15 protein-coding genes are annotated in these 15898 nt (G+C 66.7%); 9 read left to right on the top strand and 6 right to left on the bottom strand.

The annotated features are described in order from the left end of the window. Positions 1-33 precede the first annotated feature (33 nt). A complete protein-coding gene (murJ, locus tag J0I42_RS02410; RefSeq protein WP_291652402.1) occupies positions 34-1560 on the bottom strand; it encodes a murein biosynthesis integral membrane protein MurJ in 1527 nt (508 codons plus the stop codon). 9 nt (positions 1561-1569) lie between these two features. Then, positions 1570-2592 (bottom strand): glycosyltransferase family 2 protein, encoded by a 1023-nt coding sequence (locus tag J0I42_RS02405; RefSeq protein ID WP_291652672.1) that lies wholly within the window; start codon positions 2590-2592, stop codon positions 1570-1572. 200 nt (positions 2593-2792) lie between these two features. On the opposite strand from J0I42_RS02405, the gene J0I42_RS02400 reads away from it, so the two are divergent. Together J0I42_RS02400 and J0I42_RS02395 are read left to right on the top strand one after the other, a co-directional pair. Continuing rightward, positions 2793-3626, top strand: coding sequence for a ChbG/HpnK family deacetylase (locus J0I42_RS02400; protein WP_291652400.1), 834 nt, complete (start codon positions 2793-2795; stop codon positions 3624-3626). 73 nt (positions 3627-3699) lie between these two features. Continuing rightward, positions 3700-5424 (top strand): methyl-accepting chemotaxis protein, encoded by a 1725-nt coding sequence (locus tag J0I42_RS02395; protein ID WP_291652398.1) that lies wholly within the window; start codon positions 3700-3702, stop codon positions 5422-5424. 68 nt (positions 5425-5492) lie between these two features. On the opposite strand, the gene J0I42_RS02390 is transcribed toward J0I42_RS02395, so the two are convergent. Beyond that, the gene (locus J0I42_RS02390; RefSeq protein WP_257732534.1) at positions 5493-6089 is read right to left on the bottom strand and encodes a superoxide dismutase; all 597 of its coding nucleotides are present in this window, start codon (positions 6087-6089) and stop codon (positions 5493-5495) included. Positions 6090-6377: 288 nt separating this feature from the next. On the opposite strand from J0I42_RS02390, the gene J0I42_RS02385 reads away from it, so the two are divergent. Beyond that, entirely contained in the window at positions 6378-7805 is a 1428-nt protein-coding gene (locus tag J0I42_RS02385; protein ID WP_291652395.1) for a hypothetical protein, read from the top strand. Here the strand turns inward: J0I42_RS02385 and J0I42_RS02380 are convergent, their stop codons facing one another. Beyond that, positions 7806-9977: a S9 family peptidase gene (locus tag J0I42_RS02380; protein ID WP_291652393.1), complete on the bottom strand. Its 2172-nt coding sequence runs from the start codon at positions 9975-9977 to the stop codon at positions 7806-7808. It lies immediately after the preceding gene. A 329-nt stretch (positions 9978-10306) separates the two neighbouring features. Here J0I42_RS02380 and J0I42_RS02375 point away from each other — a divergent pair, with 329 nt between their 5' ends. The 3 genes from J0I42_RS02375 to J0I42_RS02365 all read left to right on the top strand — a co-directional run bounded on the left by J0I42_RS02375 (position 10307) and on the right by J0I42_RS02365 (position 12079). Further along, the gene (locus J0I42_RS02375) at positions 10307-10723 is read left to right on the top strand and encodes a Ros/MucR family transcriptional regulator (RefSeq protein WP_291652391.1); all 417 of its coding nucleotides are present in this window, start codon (positions 10307-10309) and stop codon (positions 10721-10723) included. A 196-nt stretch (positions 10724-10919) separates the two neighbouring features. Continuing rightward, on the top strand, positions 10920-11288 hold the full coding sequence (locus J0I42_RS02370; protein WP_291652389.1) for a helix-turn-helix domain-containing protein: 369 nt from the start codon (positions 10920-10922) through the stop codon (positions 11286-11288). Next, positions 11285-12079 carry a DUF6456 domain-containing protein gene (locus J0I42_RS02365; RefSeq protein WP_291652387.1) on the top strand — a complete coding sequence of 265 codons (795 nt, stop codon included), beginning with the start codon at positions 11285-11287 and terminating at the stop codon, positions 12077-12079. Before J0I42_RS02370 ends, J0I42_RS02365 begins: the two co-directional genes overlap by 4 nt. Before the next feature lie 6 nt (positions 12080-12085). Here the strand turns inward: J0I42_RS02365 and J0I42_RS02360 are convergent, their stop codons facing one another. Together J0I42_RS02360 and J0I42_RS02355 are read right to left on the bottom strand one after the other, a co-directional pair. Next, complete coding sequence (locus J0I42_RS02360) at positions 12086-12514, bottom strand: SufE family protein (RefSeq protein WP_291652384.1); 429 nt, start codon at positions 12512-12514, stop codon at positions 12086-12088. A 40-nt stretch (positions 12515-12554) separates the two neighbouring features. Further along, on the bottom strand, positions 12555-12824 hold the full coding sequence (locus J0I42_RS02355) for a hypothetical protein (RefSeq protein WP_291652383.1): 270 nt from the start codon (positions 12822-12824) through the stop codon (positions 12555-12557). A 325-nt stretch (positions 12825-13149) separates the two neighbouring features. Between J0I42_RS02355 and J0I42_RS02350 the strand changes: the two genes are divergently transcribed. From J0I42_RS02350 to J0I42_RS02340, 3 genes are read left to right on the top strand one after another with little or no spacing between them, the layout of a single operon-like run. After that, the gene (locus tag J0I42_RS02350; protein ID WP_291652381.1) at positions 13150-14958 is read left to right on the top strand and encodes a PAS domain-containing sensor histidine kinase; all 1809 of its coding nucleotides are present in this window, start codon (positions 13150-13152) and stop codon (positions 14956-14958) included. Between the two features lie 14 nt (positions 14959-14972). Next, positions 14973-15539 (top strand): hypothetical protein, encoded by a 567-nt coding sequence (locus J0I42_RS02345; RefSeq protein WP_291652379.1) that lies wholly within the window; start codon positions 14973-14975, stop codon positions 15537-15539. A 15-nt stretch (positions 15540-15554) separates the two neighbouring features. Next, complete coding sequence (locus J0I42_RS02340; RefSeq protein WP_291652377.1) at positions 15555-15890, top strand: DUF1491 family protein; 336 nt, start codon at positions 15555-15557, stop codon at positions 15888-15890. Positions 15891-15898: the final 8 nt, after the last annotated feature.

Raw genomic sequence — 15898 nt, 5'->3', positions numbered from 1 at the left:
CGTCCGAGAATGACGGCTGAGGTTCAAGCTCTCCTAGCGCAGCAGCCTGAGCAGTCCCGTCACCTTCAACAGTCCGCCGGCAAGCACGGCATAGACGATGGCCGCGACGCCGGACACCAGCAGCACTGTCATCAGAAGCGGCTCGAAGGGCAGGGCGGCCGTGAACTTCAGCGCCAGAGGTTTGCCCCACCAGGCCAGAAATCCGCAGATCGCCGCAGCACCGCAGACGATGCCCGCAAAGCCTGGCAGGCGCCGGTCTGGCTCGGTCCAGCGGCGGCGGCGCGCCAGCACGAACAGCGTCAACAGGTTGACCCAGGCGCCGGCAGCGGTCGCGAGTGCCAGTCCCGGCGCGCCCCAGTCGCGCCAGAGCAGCAGCTTCAGCAGGAGATTGCAGGCGATGGCCGCGAGGGCGACCAGCATCGGCGTCGTCGTGTCGCCGCGTGCCTGAAAGGCCGAGACCTGCGCGCGTATCATCACGATCGCCGGCAGGCCGAGCGCATAGGCGAAGAGCACGGAACCTGCCGCGGCGCTCGCTGATGCGTCGAAGGCTCCGCGCTGGAACAGGCCCGCTACCATCAGTTCCGGCACGGCGACGAAGGCGGCGACGAAGGGCGCACTGGCGACGAGCGAGATCGCGATGGCGCGATTCTGCGCGCGGTTGGCGGCGGCCTCGTCGCCCCGGGCGATGGCGCGGCTCATCGCGGAGAGCGCGACGGTGCCGACCGCGATCGCGATCAGCCCGAGGGGCAACTGATAGAGCCGCTCTGCATAGTAGAGCGCCGCATAGCCGCCGCGGGGTAAAAGCGAGGCGATGATCGTGTCGGCGAAGATCGCGATCTGCACGCCGGCCGAGCCGATCACGGCCGGTCCGAACATCTTGAGGAAGCGCCGGACGCCGGCATCCGCGCGCGGGCGAACCAGCTTGCTCGATACCCCGGCCCGCCGGGCGGCAACGTAGAGCAGGATCCATTGCGCCACCCCCGAGATTGCCACGCCCCAGGCTGCAGCATGAGCCGCACTTGGAAACAGGAAGGGCACGGCCAGCGCCGCGACGATGAAGACGTTGAGCAGGATCGGCGCCGCGGCGAAGGCGGCATAGCGCTCCACGGCATTCAGCGTCGCGCCGAGAAAGGTGACCATGGTCACGAACAGCAGATAGGGGAAGGTGATCCGCGTCAGCGCGACCGCGAGTTCGAAGACCGCGGGGTCCGCGCTGAAGCCGGGTGCCAGCAGCCGGACCAGCCAGGGCATCAGCGGCAGCGCCAGGGCGAGCAGCACGACCTGCACGATCAATTGCACGGTGAAGAGCCGGTCGGCGAAGAGACTGGCCGCCGCCGACCCCTCCTTCTCGGCGATCTGGGCGTAGGTCGGCACATAGGCCTGATTGACCGCGCCTTCGCCGAAGATGGCGCGGAAGTGGTTGGGCAGGCGCAGCGCGACTGAAAAAGCGTCCATCGTCGCGCCGGCGCCCAGTACCGCGGCCAGCACGATGTCGCGCACGAAGCCGGTGATGCGCGAGATCAGCGTATAGCCGCCGACCGACAGGATGTTTTTCAGCATGGACGCGGTCTAGCGGATCAGCGGCGGCAGGGCGTCGCCGCGCGGGTGGTCGACGGTGCGGGCGTCGAAGCCGACGCGCTCGCCGATCAGGTAAAGCGGCCGGCGCTTCACCTCGGCGAAGATGCGTCCGACATACTCACCGATCATGCCGAGTGAGACGAGCTGGATGCCGGAGAAGAACATGATCGAGACGATCAGCGACGGGAAGCCGGGCAGGTCGGTGCCGAAGAGCAGCGTCCGCAGCATGAAGTAGAGCGCCGAGAACGTTGCGATGACGGCGATGATGGCTCCTGACCAGGTCGCGATCTTCAACGGCACGGTCGAGAAGGACGAGAGGCCGTCGAAGGCGAAGGAGAACAGCTTGCGATACTTGAACTTGGACTGGCCGTGCTCGCGCTCCGCGACATGGAAAGGCACGCCTGCCGAGCGGAAGCCGACCCAGGCATAGAGCCCCTTCGAGAAGCGCGCGCGCTCCGGCAGGGCCCGCAGCGCGTCGACGGCCTTGCGGTCGAGCAGGCGGAAATCACCGGCGCCTTCAGGCAGCGGCGTTTCGCCGAAATAACCGAAGATGCGATAGAATATCTTGGCGAAGCCGCGCTTCATCCGGGTCTCGCCCGCGCGATCCGTACGCTGGCCGTAGACGTTGAGATAGCCCTCGCGCCATTTGGCGAGGAAGGCGGGGATCGTCTCCGGCGGGTGCTGGAGATCGGCGTCCATGATGACGACGGCGTCGCCCAGTGCGTGATCGAGCCCGGCCGCAATCGCGATCTCCTTGCCGAAATTGCGGCTGAAAGAAACGGCACTGATCCGGGGATCGGCCGCATTGAGGCCGCGGATCACGGCCAGCGTTCCGTCGCCGCTGCCGTCGTCGACGAAGACGACCTCCCAAGAGGCGACTTCCCCGGTCAGGGCCGTCCGCAGGCGTTCGACGAGCCGGGGCAGATTGTCGGCTTCATTATGCACCGGCACGACAACGGAAAGCTCGGGCCTGTGCGAAGCCCGAGGCGCATGCTGAACCGGCTGGGACCCGATATCCGACACGAACGACCTTTCGACCTGATACGCATCGCTTCGGAGCGATGCGCGACGCACAGAACCGCAAAGCTTGCCGGGCGACAAGCCCGGCGCGACAAAACGGCCCTGGTAAAGCGTGCGGCTTCATGGCCGCGCGTTCCCATCGCCGAGGCGTCGCGCTATAGCGCGAGCCGGGTCAACGAGGAACGACACGCGCGATGGCGAAGGGCTTCATCCTGTGCGCCGATGATTTCGCCCTGACGGACGGCGTCAGCCGCGCGATCCTGGACCTTCTCGAGCGCGGCAAACTCACCGCAACGGGCGCGATGACCAATCGTCCGCACTGGCGCCGGCTGGCACCGGAGCTCGGCGCCTTCGCCGGCAGGGCCGATCTCGGGCTGCATCTCAACCTGACCTGTGCCGCGCCGCTTTCGGCCATGCCGCGGCTTGCTCCCGCCGGTGCCCTCCCGGGCTTGAAGGCGGTTGCGCGTGCCGCCGCGGTTTCCCCCGCGGCGCGTGCGGATATCGCGGTGGAGATCGTGCGCCAGCTCGACGCCTTCGAGGATGCTCTCGGCCGGTCGCCGGATTTCGTCGATGGTCACCAGCACGTGCATGTGCTGCCCGGCGTGCGGCACGTGCTGCTCGATACCTTGGCCCGGCGCTATCCGGCAGGCTCTCTTTATGTGCGCGATCCGGCGGATCGTCTTTCCGCGATTCGCGCGCGGGGCGTGGCTGTCGGCAAGGCCTTGGTCATCGCGGGCCTCGCCACCGGCTTCCGCAGTGCGGCGCTGAAGCGGGGCCTGCGCGTCAACCGCGGCTTTTCCGGTGTGGCGCCGTTCGATCCGCAGCGGGATTTCGCTGCTGACCTGACCAGCTTCCTGATCGCGCCGGGGCCATGCCATCTCGTGATGTGCCATCCGGGCTTCCTCGATGACGAACTCGCCACGCTCGATCCCGTTGTCGCGTCGCGCCCCGTCGAGCACGCCGCGATCGCTACCTTCGTGCCGCCGCGAGGCTTGCCGCTGAGCCGTTTCGGCGCGTTGGAAGGCTGAGCGCGAGCGGCTACCGCAAGCGATTTGTTTACCGGATTCGGTCATTGTGGCGGCGAATTGGAGGCGCCGCTCCTTGCAGAAGCATGCGCCGGTTTCGGAGATGATCGGCTCGATGAGGGTGTTCAGGCGCGCCGCCGGGGCGGGAGAGCCGGCGCAGCCGGGCGGGCAGGGCCTGGGCTCGCTCAGCCGGCAGATCGCCATGGCCGCAGTCGCGATCGTTGCTGTCGCGATCATCTTGGTGGTGCTGGCGGTCGCCCGTTACAATGACGCCCGCACACGTGCCGATCTCGATCAGAGGGTCACGGCACTGACCTTGATGGTGGTCAACGCCGCGCCGTCCCTGATCCTGTCGCGGGACAACAGTACGCTAGGGTCCATTCTCGCTTCGCTGGAACGCGACCCCGATTTCGATGCGGGCATCGTCGGGGATGATATCGTCGCTCTGGCCTCTGCGGGGCGTACCATGGAAGCCCGCCTGTCGCTGACACCGCGTTGGCTGGCCGCCGCGATCGGCGAACAGCCCTGGAAGGCGCTGGAGAGCCGGACCGAGATCGATATCGAGGACGATACTTACCTGACGAAGCTCCATGCCGTGCGCGTCGGCACCCAGCATTCGCAGATCGGCTATGTCGCGCTGCGCTTCGACAAGTCGCGCCTGGTGGCGCGCGCCGCCTGGGAGCAGTTCGTGACCATGGGGTTCGGCCTGCTCATCCTGCTCGTGCTCGGTCCGGTGCTCTGGTTCTCGCTGTCGCGGGCGATGCGGCCGCTGCGCAGTATGACCAAGGCGATCGTCAGCATCTCCGATGGCAATCTCTCGACGCCGATCGACGCATTGGACCGGAGCGATGAGATCGGTGCGATCGCTCGCGCGCTCAGCGTCCTCAAGGTCCGCCTCGCCGAGCGTGCGACCCTGGAGGAGAAGCAGAGCGTGGCCGAGATCGAGCGGCGCTCGCGCCAGCAGAGCGTCGACCATGCGATCACCCTGTTCCGCTCCGAGGTTGGTCTCGCGCTGGAAGCGTTCAAGAGCAATGCCGAGCGCATGCGTGAGGCCTCCGACGGACTTGCCCACGTCGCCGCCGAATCCTCCGAGCGCGCAGCGCGTGCCGCCGACAATGCCCATGGCGCGTCGGGCAACGTCGAGAATGCCGCGCAGGCTGCCGAAGAGATGGGGGCGGCCATTCGCGAGGTCGAGTTCCAGGTCCGCCGCGTCCGCACCGAGATCGTCGAGGCTGCCTCCGTCTCGCGCGATACGGCGGGTTCCGTGCAGGCGCTCGACGAGACAGCCCGCGCCATCGGGGAGGTCGTCAATCTGATCCGCGACATCGCCTCCCAGACCAATCTGCTCGCCCTCAACGCCACCATCGAGGCGGCGCGTGCGGGCGAGGCGGGCCGCGGCTTCGCGGTCGTGGCCTCGGAGGTCAAATCTCTGGCGGCCCAGACCGCTGACGCGACCGACCGGATCGTGGCGCAGGTCGCCGCGATCCAGGGAGCGACCGGCCAGGTCGTCGGCTCCATCCAGAATATCGCCGAGCGCATGAACGCCATCGAGAAATTTGCGAACTCGGTCGCCGCCTCGATCGAGCAGCAGGCCATCGCGACCGGCGAGATTGCCAGCGGCGTTGCCATGGCGAGCACCTCGGCCCTCTCGGTATCGAGCGACCTCAGCGTGCTGGCCGACAGCGTCGAGGAAACCGGTCGTTCGGCCGAGCAGGTGCGTGGCGCGGCTGGCGAGGTCGCAGGTCAGGCGCAGCGTCTGGATTCGACCGTCGACCAGTTTCTCCGCAACGTCGCCGCCTGAGGGAGCCACGGACGAGACAATAAAAAACGGGGCCGTGAGGCCCCGTTTTCGTATCCACTATCGGTCGATTACTTGGCGGCGTCGAAGCGTTCGGCCACGTAGTCCCAGTTAACCAGGCTCTCCAGGAAGGCCTTGAGATAGTCGGGGCGACGGTTGCGGTAGTCGATGTAGTAGGAGTGCTCCCAGACGTCGACGCCCAGGATCGGTGTGGCGCCATGGACGAGCGGGCTCTCGCCGTTCGGGGTCTTGCTGACGGCGAGCTTGCCGCCCTTGACCTCGAGCCAGGCCCAGCCCGAGCCGAACTGGCCGACGCCGGCGGCGACGAAGTCTTCCTTGAACTTGTCGACCGAGCCGAACGAGTCGACGATCGCCTTCTCGAGCGCGCCCGGAATCTTGCCGCCGCCATTCGGCTTCATCCACTTCCAGAAATGGAGGTGGTTGTAATGCTGGCCGGCATTGTTGAAGACGGCCGGGTTCTTGCCGTAGGAGCCCTTGACGATCTCCTCCAGCGATTTGCCCTCGAACTCCGTGCCCTTGATGGCATTGTTGCCGTTGGTCACGTAGGCGAGATGGTGCTTGTCGTGATGGTACTCGAGCGTCTCCTTCGACATGAAGGGCTGGAGCGCATCATGCGCGTAGGGAAGATCGGGAAGGGTAAAGGACATCAGGCCTCTCCTCGGGCTGTGAAATCGCTTGAAATGAGAATGGCCTGCCCGGGGCAGGCGGGGCCGTGGCGGCCCTGTCATTCCCTGCGATAGTTAAGCGTCTCCGCGCCGGTCGACAACCGCTCCGGCTGCGAAAAGCATATGTCTTCTCGACAGGTCGCCACAATCGCGCCAGATTTCTCGCTCTAAGCGGCCTGGATTGGAAACTCTCCCTTATTCAATACGTTAGATAATCACGCGACGGTCGCCTCAGCCCAGCGCTGGCACGGCCCTGCCAAGGATACTGAATTGATCGCGATTTTTACTGTTCTGGGCCTGCTTTTGTTAGGCGGAGGCGGCTACGCTGTCTATGACGGCTGGCCCTATCTCGTGCTTGAGCGCGGCTTCACGCAGGTCATCATCGGCTCGATCGCGAGCAGCGCCGGCCTGGTCATGCTGTCGCTTGCCTGGGTCCTGAAGGAAGTCAAGGCGACCCGGCGCGCACTGGTCGAAGCAATGGCGTTCCGTCCGGAGGAGCCGGTTCCGGCGGCTGTGCCGACGGAGCCGCAGCCGGTCATGCCTGTGCGGCCTGAACTCCCGTCCTTCTCGGACAAGGCAGCTCCGGCTGCGCTCGGTGCGGTGGCCGGCGCAATGGCGACGGGTGCCCTTGCACATGCGCTGCCGTCTTCCGACGATGAGAAGGCCGGTGCATCCGCCGAGGAGCCGCCCGCGTCCGGGGACAGGGACCTGTTCGGCGCGCTCGTGACGCGCAGCCTTGAGGACCAGGAGCCGGTTGCCGGGCATGAGCCCGAGGACGCTCAGCAGTCCTTTCCAGCCCCGGTCGAAACGGCCGAGCCGCTGCCCGACATGTTCGACGAAGCGCTTTCGACGCCACCGGAAGAGCTATCGGCGCCGTCTGAGAAGCCGGCTGAAATGCCGGCCGAGATCGAGGCCGAAGCGCATGAGCCGGTCGAACCCGCCCCGGCCAGAATACGGCTTTCGGATGAGGATTGGGCCTTCAGACAGCATGACGGGCAGGTGCCTGTCGACGATCAGGCCTCGGATGAGCACGTTGGAGACGAACAGCCGGCGCGGCATGACGAGACGGCGGAAACATTGGTTGGGATCCATACAGACGACGAACTCGACGAGTTCAGCGCCCTGCGTGCGAGCCTTGCCGGGCATTTGAACGAGCCGGAACCCGGAGCCGGCCGCATCGAGCCATCCTTCTCCCCGGAGCCGGATCCTTTCGCTGCGGCGGAATCCTGGATGGATCGCGCGTCGCCGCGCCGTGAACCCTGGCTCGACACGCCGCCGGCCGAGGAACAGGCTGCCGCCGAAGCGGAGCCTCTGGTCTGGCCGCCGCGCACTGAGGCTCATGCCTTCGACGCTCCGGGGGAGCCCGTGAACGACGCGGCCGAGGCTGCGGCGATGGCCGGCGCCGCCGAGCCGCCGCATCAGGGTGAACGGCCGGATGCCGGGAGCCCGGAGGCGGAGCCGGTGGCCGTTCAGGCGGAACCCGCCGAGCCGCCGGCCGAGGATGCGCCGGCCGTCCCGGAGGCTCGCGCCGCTTCGGACGAGGGCATCGTCGGCGCCTATCAGGTCGGCGACGCACATTTCACTATCTTCGCCGACGGCTCAATCCGGGCGCGTACGCCCGACGGCGAATACAGCTTCGCCTCGATGGATGAACTCAAGGTCTATCTAGCCAGCGAAAAGAGCCGGCTGGGCGTCTGATCAGTCGCCCTTTGCCGCATCCCAGCCCTCGCCGACCGTATGGATGGCGAAAGCGTAGGCCAGCGCCGTCTCCTTCAACGAGTCGAAGCGCCCGGCTGATCCGGCATGGCCGGCTTCCATATTGGTGTGCAGCAACACAGGCCCGCCGCCGGTCATCGTCGCGCGCAATCGCGCGACCCATTTCGCCGGTTCCCAGTAGGTCACGCGCGGATCGGTGAGCCCCGCCATGGCGAGGATCGGCGGATAAGTTTGCGCTGTGACGTTGTCATAGGGCGAGTAGCTGCGGATCGTCTCGAACGCCTTCGCATCCCGGATCGGGTCGCCCCATTCCGGCCATTCCGGTGGGGTCAGCGGCAGGGTGTCGTCCAGGATCGTATTGAGCACGTCGACGAAAGGTACTTCGGCGACGATGCCGGCGAAGAGCTCCGGCGCCATGTTGGCGGCCGCGCCCATCAGCATGCCGCCGGCGCTGCCGCCCTCGGCGACGATGCGCCCGCGACCGGTGAAGCCGGTATCGGCCAGCGCCTCCGCGACGGCGATGAAATCGGTGAAGGTGTTGCGCTTGTTCTCGCGCTTGCCGTCGAGATACCAGCGCCAGCCCTTGTCGGTGCCCCCGCGCACATGCGCGATCGCATAGACGAAGCCGCGATCGACCAGGCTGAGCGGTCGCGTGCGGAACGAGGCCGACATCGCAGAGCCGTAGGAGCCGTACCCGTAGAGCAGGCAGGGCGCGCTGCCATCGAGCACGAGATCGGCCCGATGCAGGATCGAGATCGGCACGCGCGCGCCGTCCGATGCAGTGGCGAAGATGCGGCGTACCTTGTAGCTGGCCGGATCATGGCCGGAGGGCACTTCTTGCCGCTTCAGCAAGGTTCTCGCGCTGGTGTCGAGGTCGTAGTCATAGGTTTCGGCGGGCCTCGCCATCGAGGCGTAGATGAAGCGCAGCGTATTCGTCTCGAATTCGTAGCCCGCATCCATGCCGAGGCCGTATGCCTCCTCGTCGAAGGCGATGCTGCTCTCCGCGCCTTGGGAGAGATCGCGGATGACGATGCGCGGCAGTCCGTCCTCGCGCTCCAGCCGGATCAGGCGCCCCTTCAGGCAGATATGGTCGAGGATCAGGCGCCCCTGCTTGTGTGCGATCAGATCGCGCCAGTTCGCCGGATCGGGCGCATCTACGGGGGCCGTGACGATCTTGAAGTCTTCGGCGCCGTCCGCATTGGTCAGGATCGCGAATACATCGCCGTGATGTTCGATGCTGTACTGGCGCCCCGGATCGCGCGCCGCGACGAGCATCGGCTGCGCCTCCGGCCGGTCGAGATCGAGGATGCGCGTTTCCGAGGTCTCGTGATCGCTGATCGTGATCAGCAGGAAGCGGCCGGACTGGGTCTTGTCGATATCGACGAACATGCCGGCATCGGCCTCGTCGTGCAGCAATTCGTCAGTCTCGGCGGGCTCTCCCAGCCGGTGACGTTTCACCCGTGACGGGCGATGGTCGTCATCGAGCGCGACGTAGAAGAACGAGCGGGAGTCGCGGGCCCAGATGATCTCGCCGGTCGTGTCCTTGACGAGGTCCGGCAGGGCGCCGCCGGTCTCCAGGTCGCGGACGTGGATCGTGTGCAGTTCCGAGCCGGCCTCGTCGGCGCTCCAGGCGAGCAGACGGTGATCGGGACTGTGCTCTGCATCGCCGAGATCGAAGAAATCCTTGCCATCTGCCAGTGCGTCGGCATCGAGCATGATCTGTTCGCCCGCCCGTCCGCTTCCGTCCGCCTTGCTGCGCGGCTTGCGGCAGATCAGGGGATGCTCCGCGCCTTTGCGGTAGCGCGAATAGTACAGGAACGGCCCATCGGGCTGCGGTACGCTCGAATCGTCTTCCTTGATCCGCCCGCGCATCTCCTTGACCAGCTCCTTCTGCAACGCCCGGGTCGGCCCCATCAGGGCCTTGCAATAGGCGTTCTCGGCCTCGAGATAGCGGCGGATATCGGCGGGGAGGACGTCGGGCTCGCGCAGGACGTCCTTCCAGTTGGCGGCGCGCAACCAGTCATAGTCGTCGCGCAGCGTGACGCCGTGGATCTGTTTTTCCGTCGAGCGGATCTGGGCTCTCGGCGGAGCCGGCACGCGGCGGCGCCGGCCTGCTGCAGTGCTTGAGGAGCGAGAGTTCTGATCCAGGCGCATGGCGATCTCCGGCATTGGGAGCCGACAGGTAGAGGTGGCGGCAACAGCTTGCAAGATAGCGGGGACGCTACGGATTTGATTTCGTCGTTCAGTTCAACGCAAATTCCTGCCGGCGAATTGTTGAGCTTTGCATTCATCAATTGTTGGGAATTGCTGACTTGCACGAATAAACGGTATCGAATAAACGCATATCTTGATCAGTCCGCGTTGTCCGATTCTGAGCCGATGGTGCTTGACCCACTATTGGTAATATTAATCAGGCTATCGGATACGAGGCGGTGGACGATCAGCGCAAATCGCTACCAAGAACGATAAGGAGAGACATCGCCATGACCGAGAACGACGGAGCGGATTTCATCGAACTGACGGCGGATATCGTTTCCGCTTATGTCTCCAACAATTCCGTGCCTGCCTCCGATCTGCCGGCTCTGATCAGCGAAGTTCACTCGGCGCTGAGCCGCGTGATCGGTGGCGCTGCACCGGTGGTTCAGGTCGAGGCTCCCAAGCCGGCGATTCCAGTCAAGAAGTCGATCACGGCCGATTTCCTGATCTGCCTTGAGGACGGCAAGAAGTTCAAGTCGCTGAAGCGGCACCTGCGCACGCAGTACAACATGTCGCCCGAGCAGTATCGCGAGAAGTGGGGCCTGCCGCCGGACTATCCGATGGTCGCGCCGAACTATGCCGAGGCGCGCTCTCAACTGGCGAAGAAAATGGGTCTGGGCCAGCAGCGCCGCAAGCGCCGCTGAGTGATCGGCCCGGCGCGGAATGAACGCGCCGCCGTGTAGAAAAAGCCGCCGACGATCTCGGTGGCTTTTTTCTTGCGCGCCTTGCGGAGGGAGGAGCGGGGATAAACCCTGCTCCCGCTTGCCATTCAGGTTATAAGAATATAATCCTATTCATGCGGCGCCTTCGGAAATGGCGGCGCTTAAATAGGAACATAACATGAACATTGCGTGTGACAAATTGCATGTGGCCTTGCACGCGACCGCCGGGGCGCGACTGGCGGAAGCGGCAATCGTTGCCGCGATCCGCATTCCGCTGGCCGGCCTGCGCGCTGCGAGCCGGGGCAGGAAATCGATCGCGCTGGCCCGGCAGACCGCGATGTATCTCGCCCATGTCGCCTTCGGACTCAGTCTCACCCGCGTCGGCATCTGTTTCGGCCGCGACCGCACGACCGTTCGTTATGCCTGCGCTCTGATCGAGGACCGCCGCGACGATCCTGCCCTCGAATTCGGCCTTGCGGCGCTGGAGGCCGCACTTCTGGCGATGATGGCGAGATTGGTCGAACCGCCCGTGGAGATTCGCCGATGACCGTCGAGATCGCAAGCAACGAGGCCGGCCGCCTGCTGAAGCACCTCGCCGGGCCCGGATGCTACGGCTTGGATTCGCCGCTGGGCTGTGGCCGCATCGCGCTCTTCCGTACCGTGAACGGCACGAGCCTCGGCGCCGGCTATGTCTCGGCGGAAACGGTGCAGTCCCTGCAGGCCGAGGGCCTCGTCTCCTGGTCGAAAGACACGAAACCGGCTCGGCTCGGGCTCGTGCCATCCGCGCCGGGTTCTTCCGCGGCCAAGAAGGCACAATCCGGGGCGGATGCGCCGTCAACCCCCGCGATGGACAATCGCGAGAGCCCGCTGCTCTGGTTGTATCGCCGCGCTGGAAAGGGCGGCAGGCCGCAAATCAGCAGTGATGAATTCGCGGCGGGCGAGCGCTTCCGGGCCGACATCACCCTGGCTGGCATGCTGCCGCGCACGACGATGAACTGGGATGCGGCGTTCGCCCCTGAACAGGCGGGAGCCGGCCCGCGTGATATCGCCGGCTCGTCCGACACCGCGGTCGCCGCACGCCAGCGCGTGAGGCTCGCCTGCGCCCGGCTGGGGCCCGAGCTTTCGGGCCTCGCGATCGATATCTGTGGCTTTCTCAAGGGACTCGATCTCGTCGAGAAGGAGCGTCGCTGGCCGCCGCGTTCGGCCAAGGTCGTGCTGCGGGTGGCACTGGGGGCGCTGGTGACCCATTATGGACTGGATCGCGCTGCTCGGCGGCGCCGGACGCGGAGCTGGCAGGCATCGGATGCCCGGCCGAGCGAATTCCCGGCGACCGGCTGACGGCGTTCAGGCCCCGACGGCCGCCTGGGCGTCACGCTTGATCCGGTCGATCATCGCGCGCACGCCGTTCGAGCGCTGCGGCGTGAGATGGGCAGCGAGGCCGAGGCGCTCATAAATGGCGAAGGCGTCGGTCGCGAGAATATCGGATGCTTCGCGCCCGGAGAAGATCGCCAACGCCAGCGCCACAAGCCCGCGCACGATATGGGCGTCGCTGTCGCCGACGAAACGAAGCCTGGTCTGCGCCCCGCTGCCCTCCTCGCGATGGGATACGAGCCAGACTTGGCTCGCGCAGCCCCGCACCTTGTTGGCGTCGATGTGATCCGCCTCGGGCAGGGGCTCGAGGCTCTTGCCGAGTTCGATGAGGTAGCGATAGCGATCGTCCCACTCGTCGAGCAGTTCGAAATTCGCGACGATGTCGTCGAGGTTGGTGGTCATGCCCGGGCTCTTCCCGCGATTGCGGGGAGGCGTCAAGCATTCAGCGCGGCGTGCTCGGTTTTCCGACGACTGCTGACGCGGCGGCGTGCAGGATGCGCTCGCGCAGGACTGGATCCATTCCCGCCAGGATTTCGGCCGCCTCGCGCGCTGCCGTCAGGCTTCCGGCGACGTTGCGCATCTCGGACCTGGCTGTCTCGGTGGCCTGCCTTGCGGCCTGCGGCAGGTCGGCATCAGCGGGCTTGCCGCTGTGGACCGGCGAATTCACCGCGATCAGGCCGATGATCGCGATCTTGCGCAGCAGATGGGCCATGTCGGTCTCCGTCGTCGGCGCTTTTCGATGCGCCGCGAAAGCAACCTAGACCGGGATCTCGAAAAATCGCGTCATTTGGAACACTCAAATGCGAGTCGAATGCCGCAGGCGATCTTCAGTTTCCGTTCACCTTGCCGCCAACATCGCGAGCTGTCGGGAAATCGAGCGAATTTTAGATAACTACATGAAAAATCGTCGGAAAATGCAGCGTCTCGATTCGGCGATGCCTTTCGTCCTCCTTCGCCTTAAGCCCCGCTTAAATCCGCCGTGGCGAGATGCGTCGAGCGGATGGGGATATCCGCGAGAGTAAGGCGTTGCGTTCCGTATGGCGATCACAGCACTGAGGACACAGGCGGCGGCACTGGTGCATGCATCGGTGCAGCCGGACCCGGCGGAACGGCAGCGTCACGAACGTTTCGTTCTGTCGCGCCTGCTCGTTGGCGGGGGCATGCTCGGCCTCGCTCCAGCCTATCTGGCCTGGCGCGGTGCGCCGGGCGCCTTCGAGGCCGCGATGATCGCCGCCGCCGCGCTCGCGGTTTTCTCCGTGGCGCTGGTCTCCCGCACCGGTCGTCTCGACGCGGCGCACGCGCTGTCTTCAGCCGCGCTCTCCCTCTTCATCGTGGCGCTGGCAGGCGCGACCGGCGGCATGTCCTCGCCCCTCCTGCTCTGGCTGGCGGTGGTGCCGGTGGAGGCGGCGCTTTTCGGTTCGCGTGACTTCATGCTGCGGGCCGGCTGGATTGCGGTGGCTGCGCTGTTCGCGGCCATCGGATTGCAGTGGCTCGGCTTGTTTGCCGAACCCAGGCCGTGGACCGGCGATGCCGTGCCGCTTCTGGCGATGTCCGCCCTTGCTCAGGCGCTGGTCGTGACCGCTGTCCTGCTGCGTCGGCGCCATGTCGAGGAGCGCGAGCAGCGGATCGCCGACGCGCGCTCGCAGCTCCTGCTCGATCATGTCGGCGATCTCGTCACCTGGCACGACGCCAGCGGGGCCGTCGTTTTCGCCAACGCCGCGGCGCGCGCGCTGGCCGGCGCCGACCCGCGCGAATTGCTCGGGCGCGGTCTGTTCGAGCGCGTCCACATCGCTGACCGGCCGCTCTTCCTGAAGGCGCTGAGCGATGCCGCCCATGGCGAGGAGGGCGTCACTGCCTGTTTCCGCACGCTCTTCGTGCCGCGCGAGGGCACGGGCGAAGCCCGCCTGCCGGTCTCGCTTTGGCTGGAGATGCAGGCCTGCCGCGTTGCCGGCGCTGCGGCTGCGGATGGCGCCGCCGTGGTCTGCGTGATGCGCGACGTGACCCAGCGCCGGGCTGTCGAGGAAATCCGCGAGCGCGGTCATGCCGAGGCCCTGCGCGCGAACGATATCAAAGGCCAGTTCCTGGCGACGGTGAGCCACGAGTTGCGCACGCCGCTGAACGCGATCATCGGCTTTTCCGAGATGCTGAGCGCCGAGGATAATGGCTGGCTCGATGCGCAGAAGCGCCTCGAATATGCCCGCATCATCCATGCCTCCGGCCATCACCTGCTCGATGTCGTGAATACGCTGCTGGACATCTCCAAGATCGAGAGCGGCGCGATGACCATCGAGCGCGAGCCGCTCGACCTCGCCGCGGTGGCGCAGGATTGCTGTGCGTTGATGGCCCTGCGTGCCGAGACTGGCGACATCGCGCTGGAGCGTGTGGTCGGCCCGGGCCTCCCGGCTATGGAAGGCGATCGGCGCGCGCTGAAGCAGGTCGTGCTCAACCTCCTGTCCAACGCCATCAAGTTCACGCCTGCCGGCGGGCGGGTGACGCTTGCCGTCGTACGCGACGGCGATACGATCGACCTTTCCGTCTCCGACACCGGCATCGGCATCGCGGCTGCCGACCTGCCGCGGCTGGGTGATCCCTTCTTCCAGGCCAAGGGTGCCTATGACCGGCCCCATGAGGGCACCGGCCTCGGCCTCTCTGTCGTGCGTGGGCTCGTAGGCCTGCATGGCGGCCGCCTGACGGTCGAGAGCGCGCCGGGCATCGGCACGCGCGTCTCCGTCCGCTTGCCGGCCGCCGGTGCCGACAGTGTCGAACAGCCTGCCAAGATCGTGACTTTCGCCCGAGCCCCGCGCCGCGGCCTCGACACCAAAGAACCTCTCCGCCTGACCGCCTGAAGACGAGCTGACTGATGTCCGTGACCATGGCCGCCCGCGCCCATTCCGGCGCTTCCCTGTCCGCCCCGGTGCGCCGCCCCGCCCGGCCGGCCCGCCGGAAGACCTCCTGGCTCGGCCGGGTCGCCCGCGTCGCCGGCAAACGGCCGGGCAGGGCGCTCGTCTTGCTGGCTTTCGGTATCGTCTCTCTCGCCATCGTCGCCAATGCGCTGATGTTCCAGAAAGCGCGCCATCCGGCCCCGATGCTTTCCGCTCCTGCGCCGGTCTCGCAGCCGCGGGCCACGGCCGAGCGCCGGGCCGAGCCGGCACCCGCTCCGGCCGCCGAGGCGCCCGCAGCGCAAGAGATTCGTCCGCCGGCGCGGCCGAACGCCCTTTCGCAGACGCAGTCCGCCCGCGAGGCCCAGCCCCGCCCGCCGGCCCCTGTTCAGGCCGCGCCGCGCGCCACCGCGCCGGCTCCGGTGGCCGCGCCTCGCGCTGCCGCGGCTCCTGCGCGTGACCCCATAGCCGACCTGATCAATGGCGACCTGCGCCCGCCGGCGGACGTCAGGTCGGCCGGTCGTTCAACCGCAGCCCCGCGGACCTGATCGGCGGCGCCCGGCATGGCGCGCCTGACCTCCGATTTCTGGGTCTCGGCCTATCTGCGGCAGGCGGGGCTTGTCGGCCTTGTGGCTGTGTTGCGCCGCCGCGGCGCTCGCGAGGCGGGCGCGGTCTTCGTCAAGCTGGACCGCCTGGACGGTACGGCCGCGCTCTATGGCCCGGCGCCGCAGGCGCTGGCCGCGGATGACGGCGAGCGCCGCTTCCAGCTCCTGATCGATGCCGATCCCCTTGCGATCGAGGACCGTGTCGAGCGGGAGCTGCGATTCGACGGCGATCTCTGGCTGGTCGAGATCGAGAATCGGGCCGGTGATCCGCGACTTCTGATCGTCGAGAGCTGACCGGTCCA

Source organism: Allobosea sp., assembly GCF_017308015.1.
GTDB lineage: Bacteria > Pseudomonadota > Alphaproteobacteria > Rhizobiales > Beijerinckiaceae > Allobosea.
This window is presented reverse-complemented; position numbering and strand designations above follow the sequence as displayed.

Excerpts from the sequence above, each read along its gene's own strand:
- murJ (WP_291652402.1), bottom strand. The coding sequence starts at position 1,560 with ATGCTGAAAAACATCCTGTCGGTCGGCGGCTATACGCTGATCTCGCGC.
- J0I42_RS02400 (WP_291652400.1), top strand. The coding sequence starts at position 2,793 with ATGGCGAAGGGCTTCATCCTGTGCGCCGATGATTTCGCCCTGACGGAC.
- J0I42_RS02390 (WP_257732534.1), bottom strand. The coding sequence starts at position 6,089 with ATGTCCTTTACCCTTCCCGATCTTCCCTACGCGCATGATGCGCTCCAG.
- J0I42_RS02380 (WP_291652393.1), bottom strand. The coding sequence starts at position 9,977 with ATGCGCCTGGATCAGAACTCTCGCTCCTCAAGCACTGCAGCAGGCCGG.
- J0I42_RS02375 (WP_291652391.1), top strand. The coding sequence starts at position 10,307 with ATGACCGAGAACGACGGAGCGGATTTCATCGAACTGACGGCGGATATC.
- J0I42_RS02370 (WP_291652389.1), top strand. The coding sequence starts at position 10,920 with ATGAACATTGCGTGTGACAAATTGCATGTGGCCTTGCACGCGACCGCC.
- J0I42_RS02365 (WP_291652387.1), top strand. The coding sequence starts at position 11,285 with ATGACCGTCGAGATCGCAAGCAACGAGGCCGGCCGCCTGCTGAAGCAC.
- J0I42_RS02360 (WP_291652384.1), bottom strand. The coding sequence starts at position 12,514 with ATGACCACCAACCTCGACGACATCGTCGCGAATTTCGAACTGCTCGAC.
- J0I42_RS02355 (WP_291652383.1), bottom strand. The coding sequence starts at position 12,824 with ATGGCCCATCTGCTGCGCAAGATCGCGATCATCGGCCTGATCGCGGTG.
- J0I42_RS02350 (WP_291652381.1), top strand. The coding sequence starts at position 13,150 with ATGGCGATCACAGCACTGAGGACACAGGCGGCGGCACTGGTGCATGCA.
- J0I42_RS02345 (WP_291652379.1), top strand. The coding sequence starts at position 14,973 with ATGTCCGTGACCATGGCCGCCCGCGCCCATTCCGGCGCTTCCCTGTCC.
- J0I42_RS02340 (WP_291652377.1), top strand. The coding sequence starts at position 15,555 with ATGGCGCGCCTGACCTCCGATTTCTGGGTCTCGGCCTATCTGCGGCAG.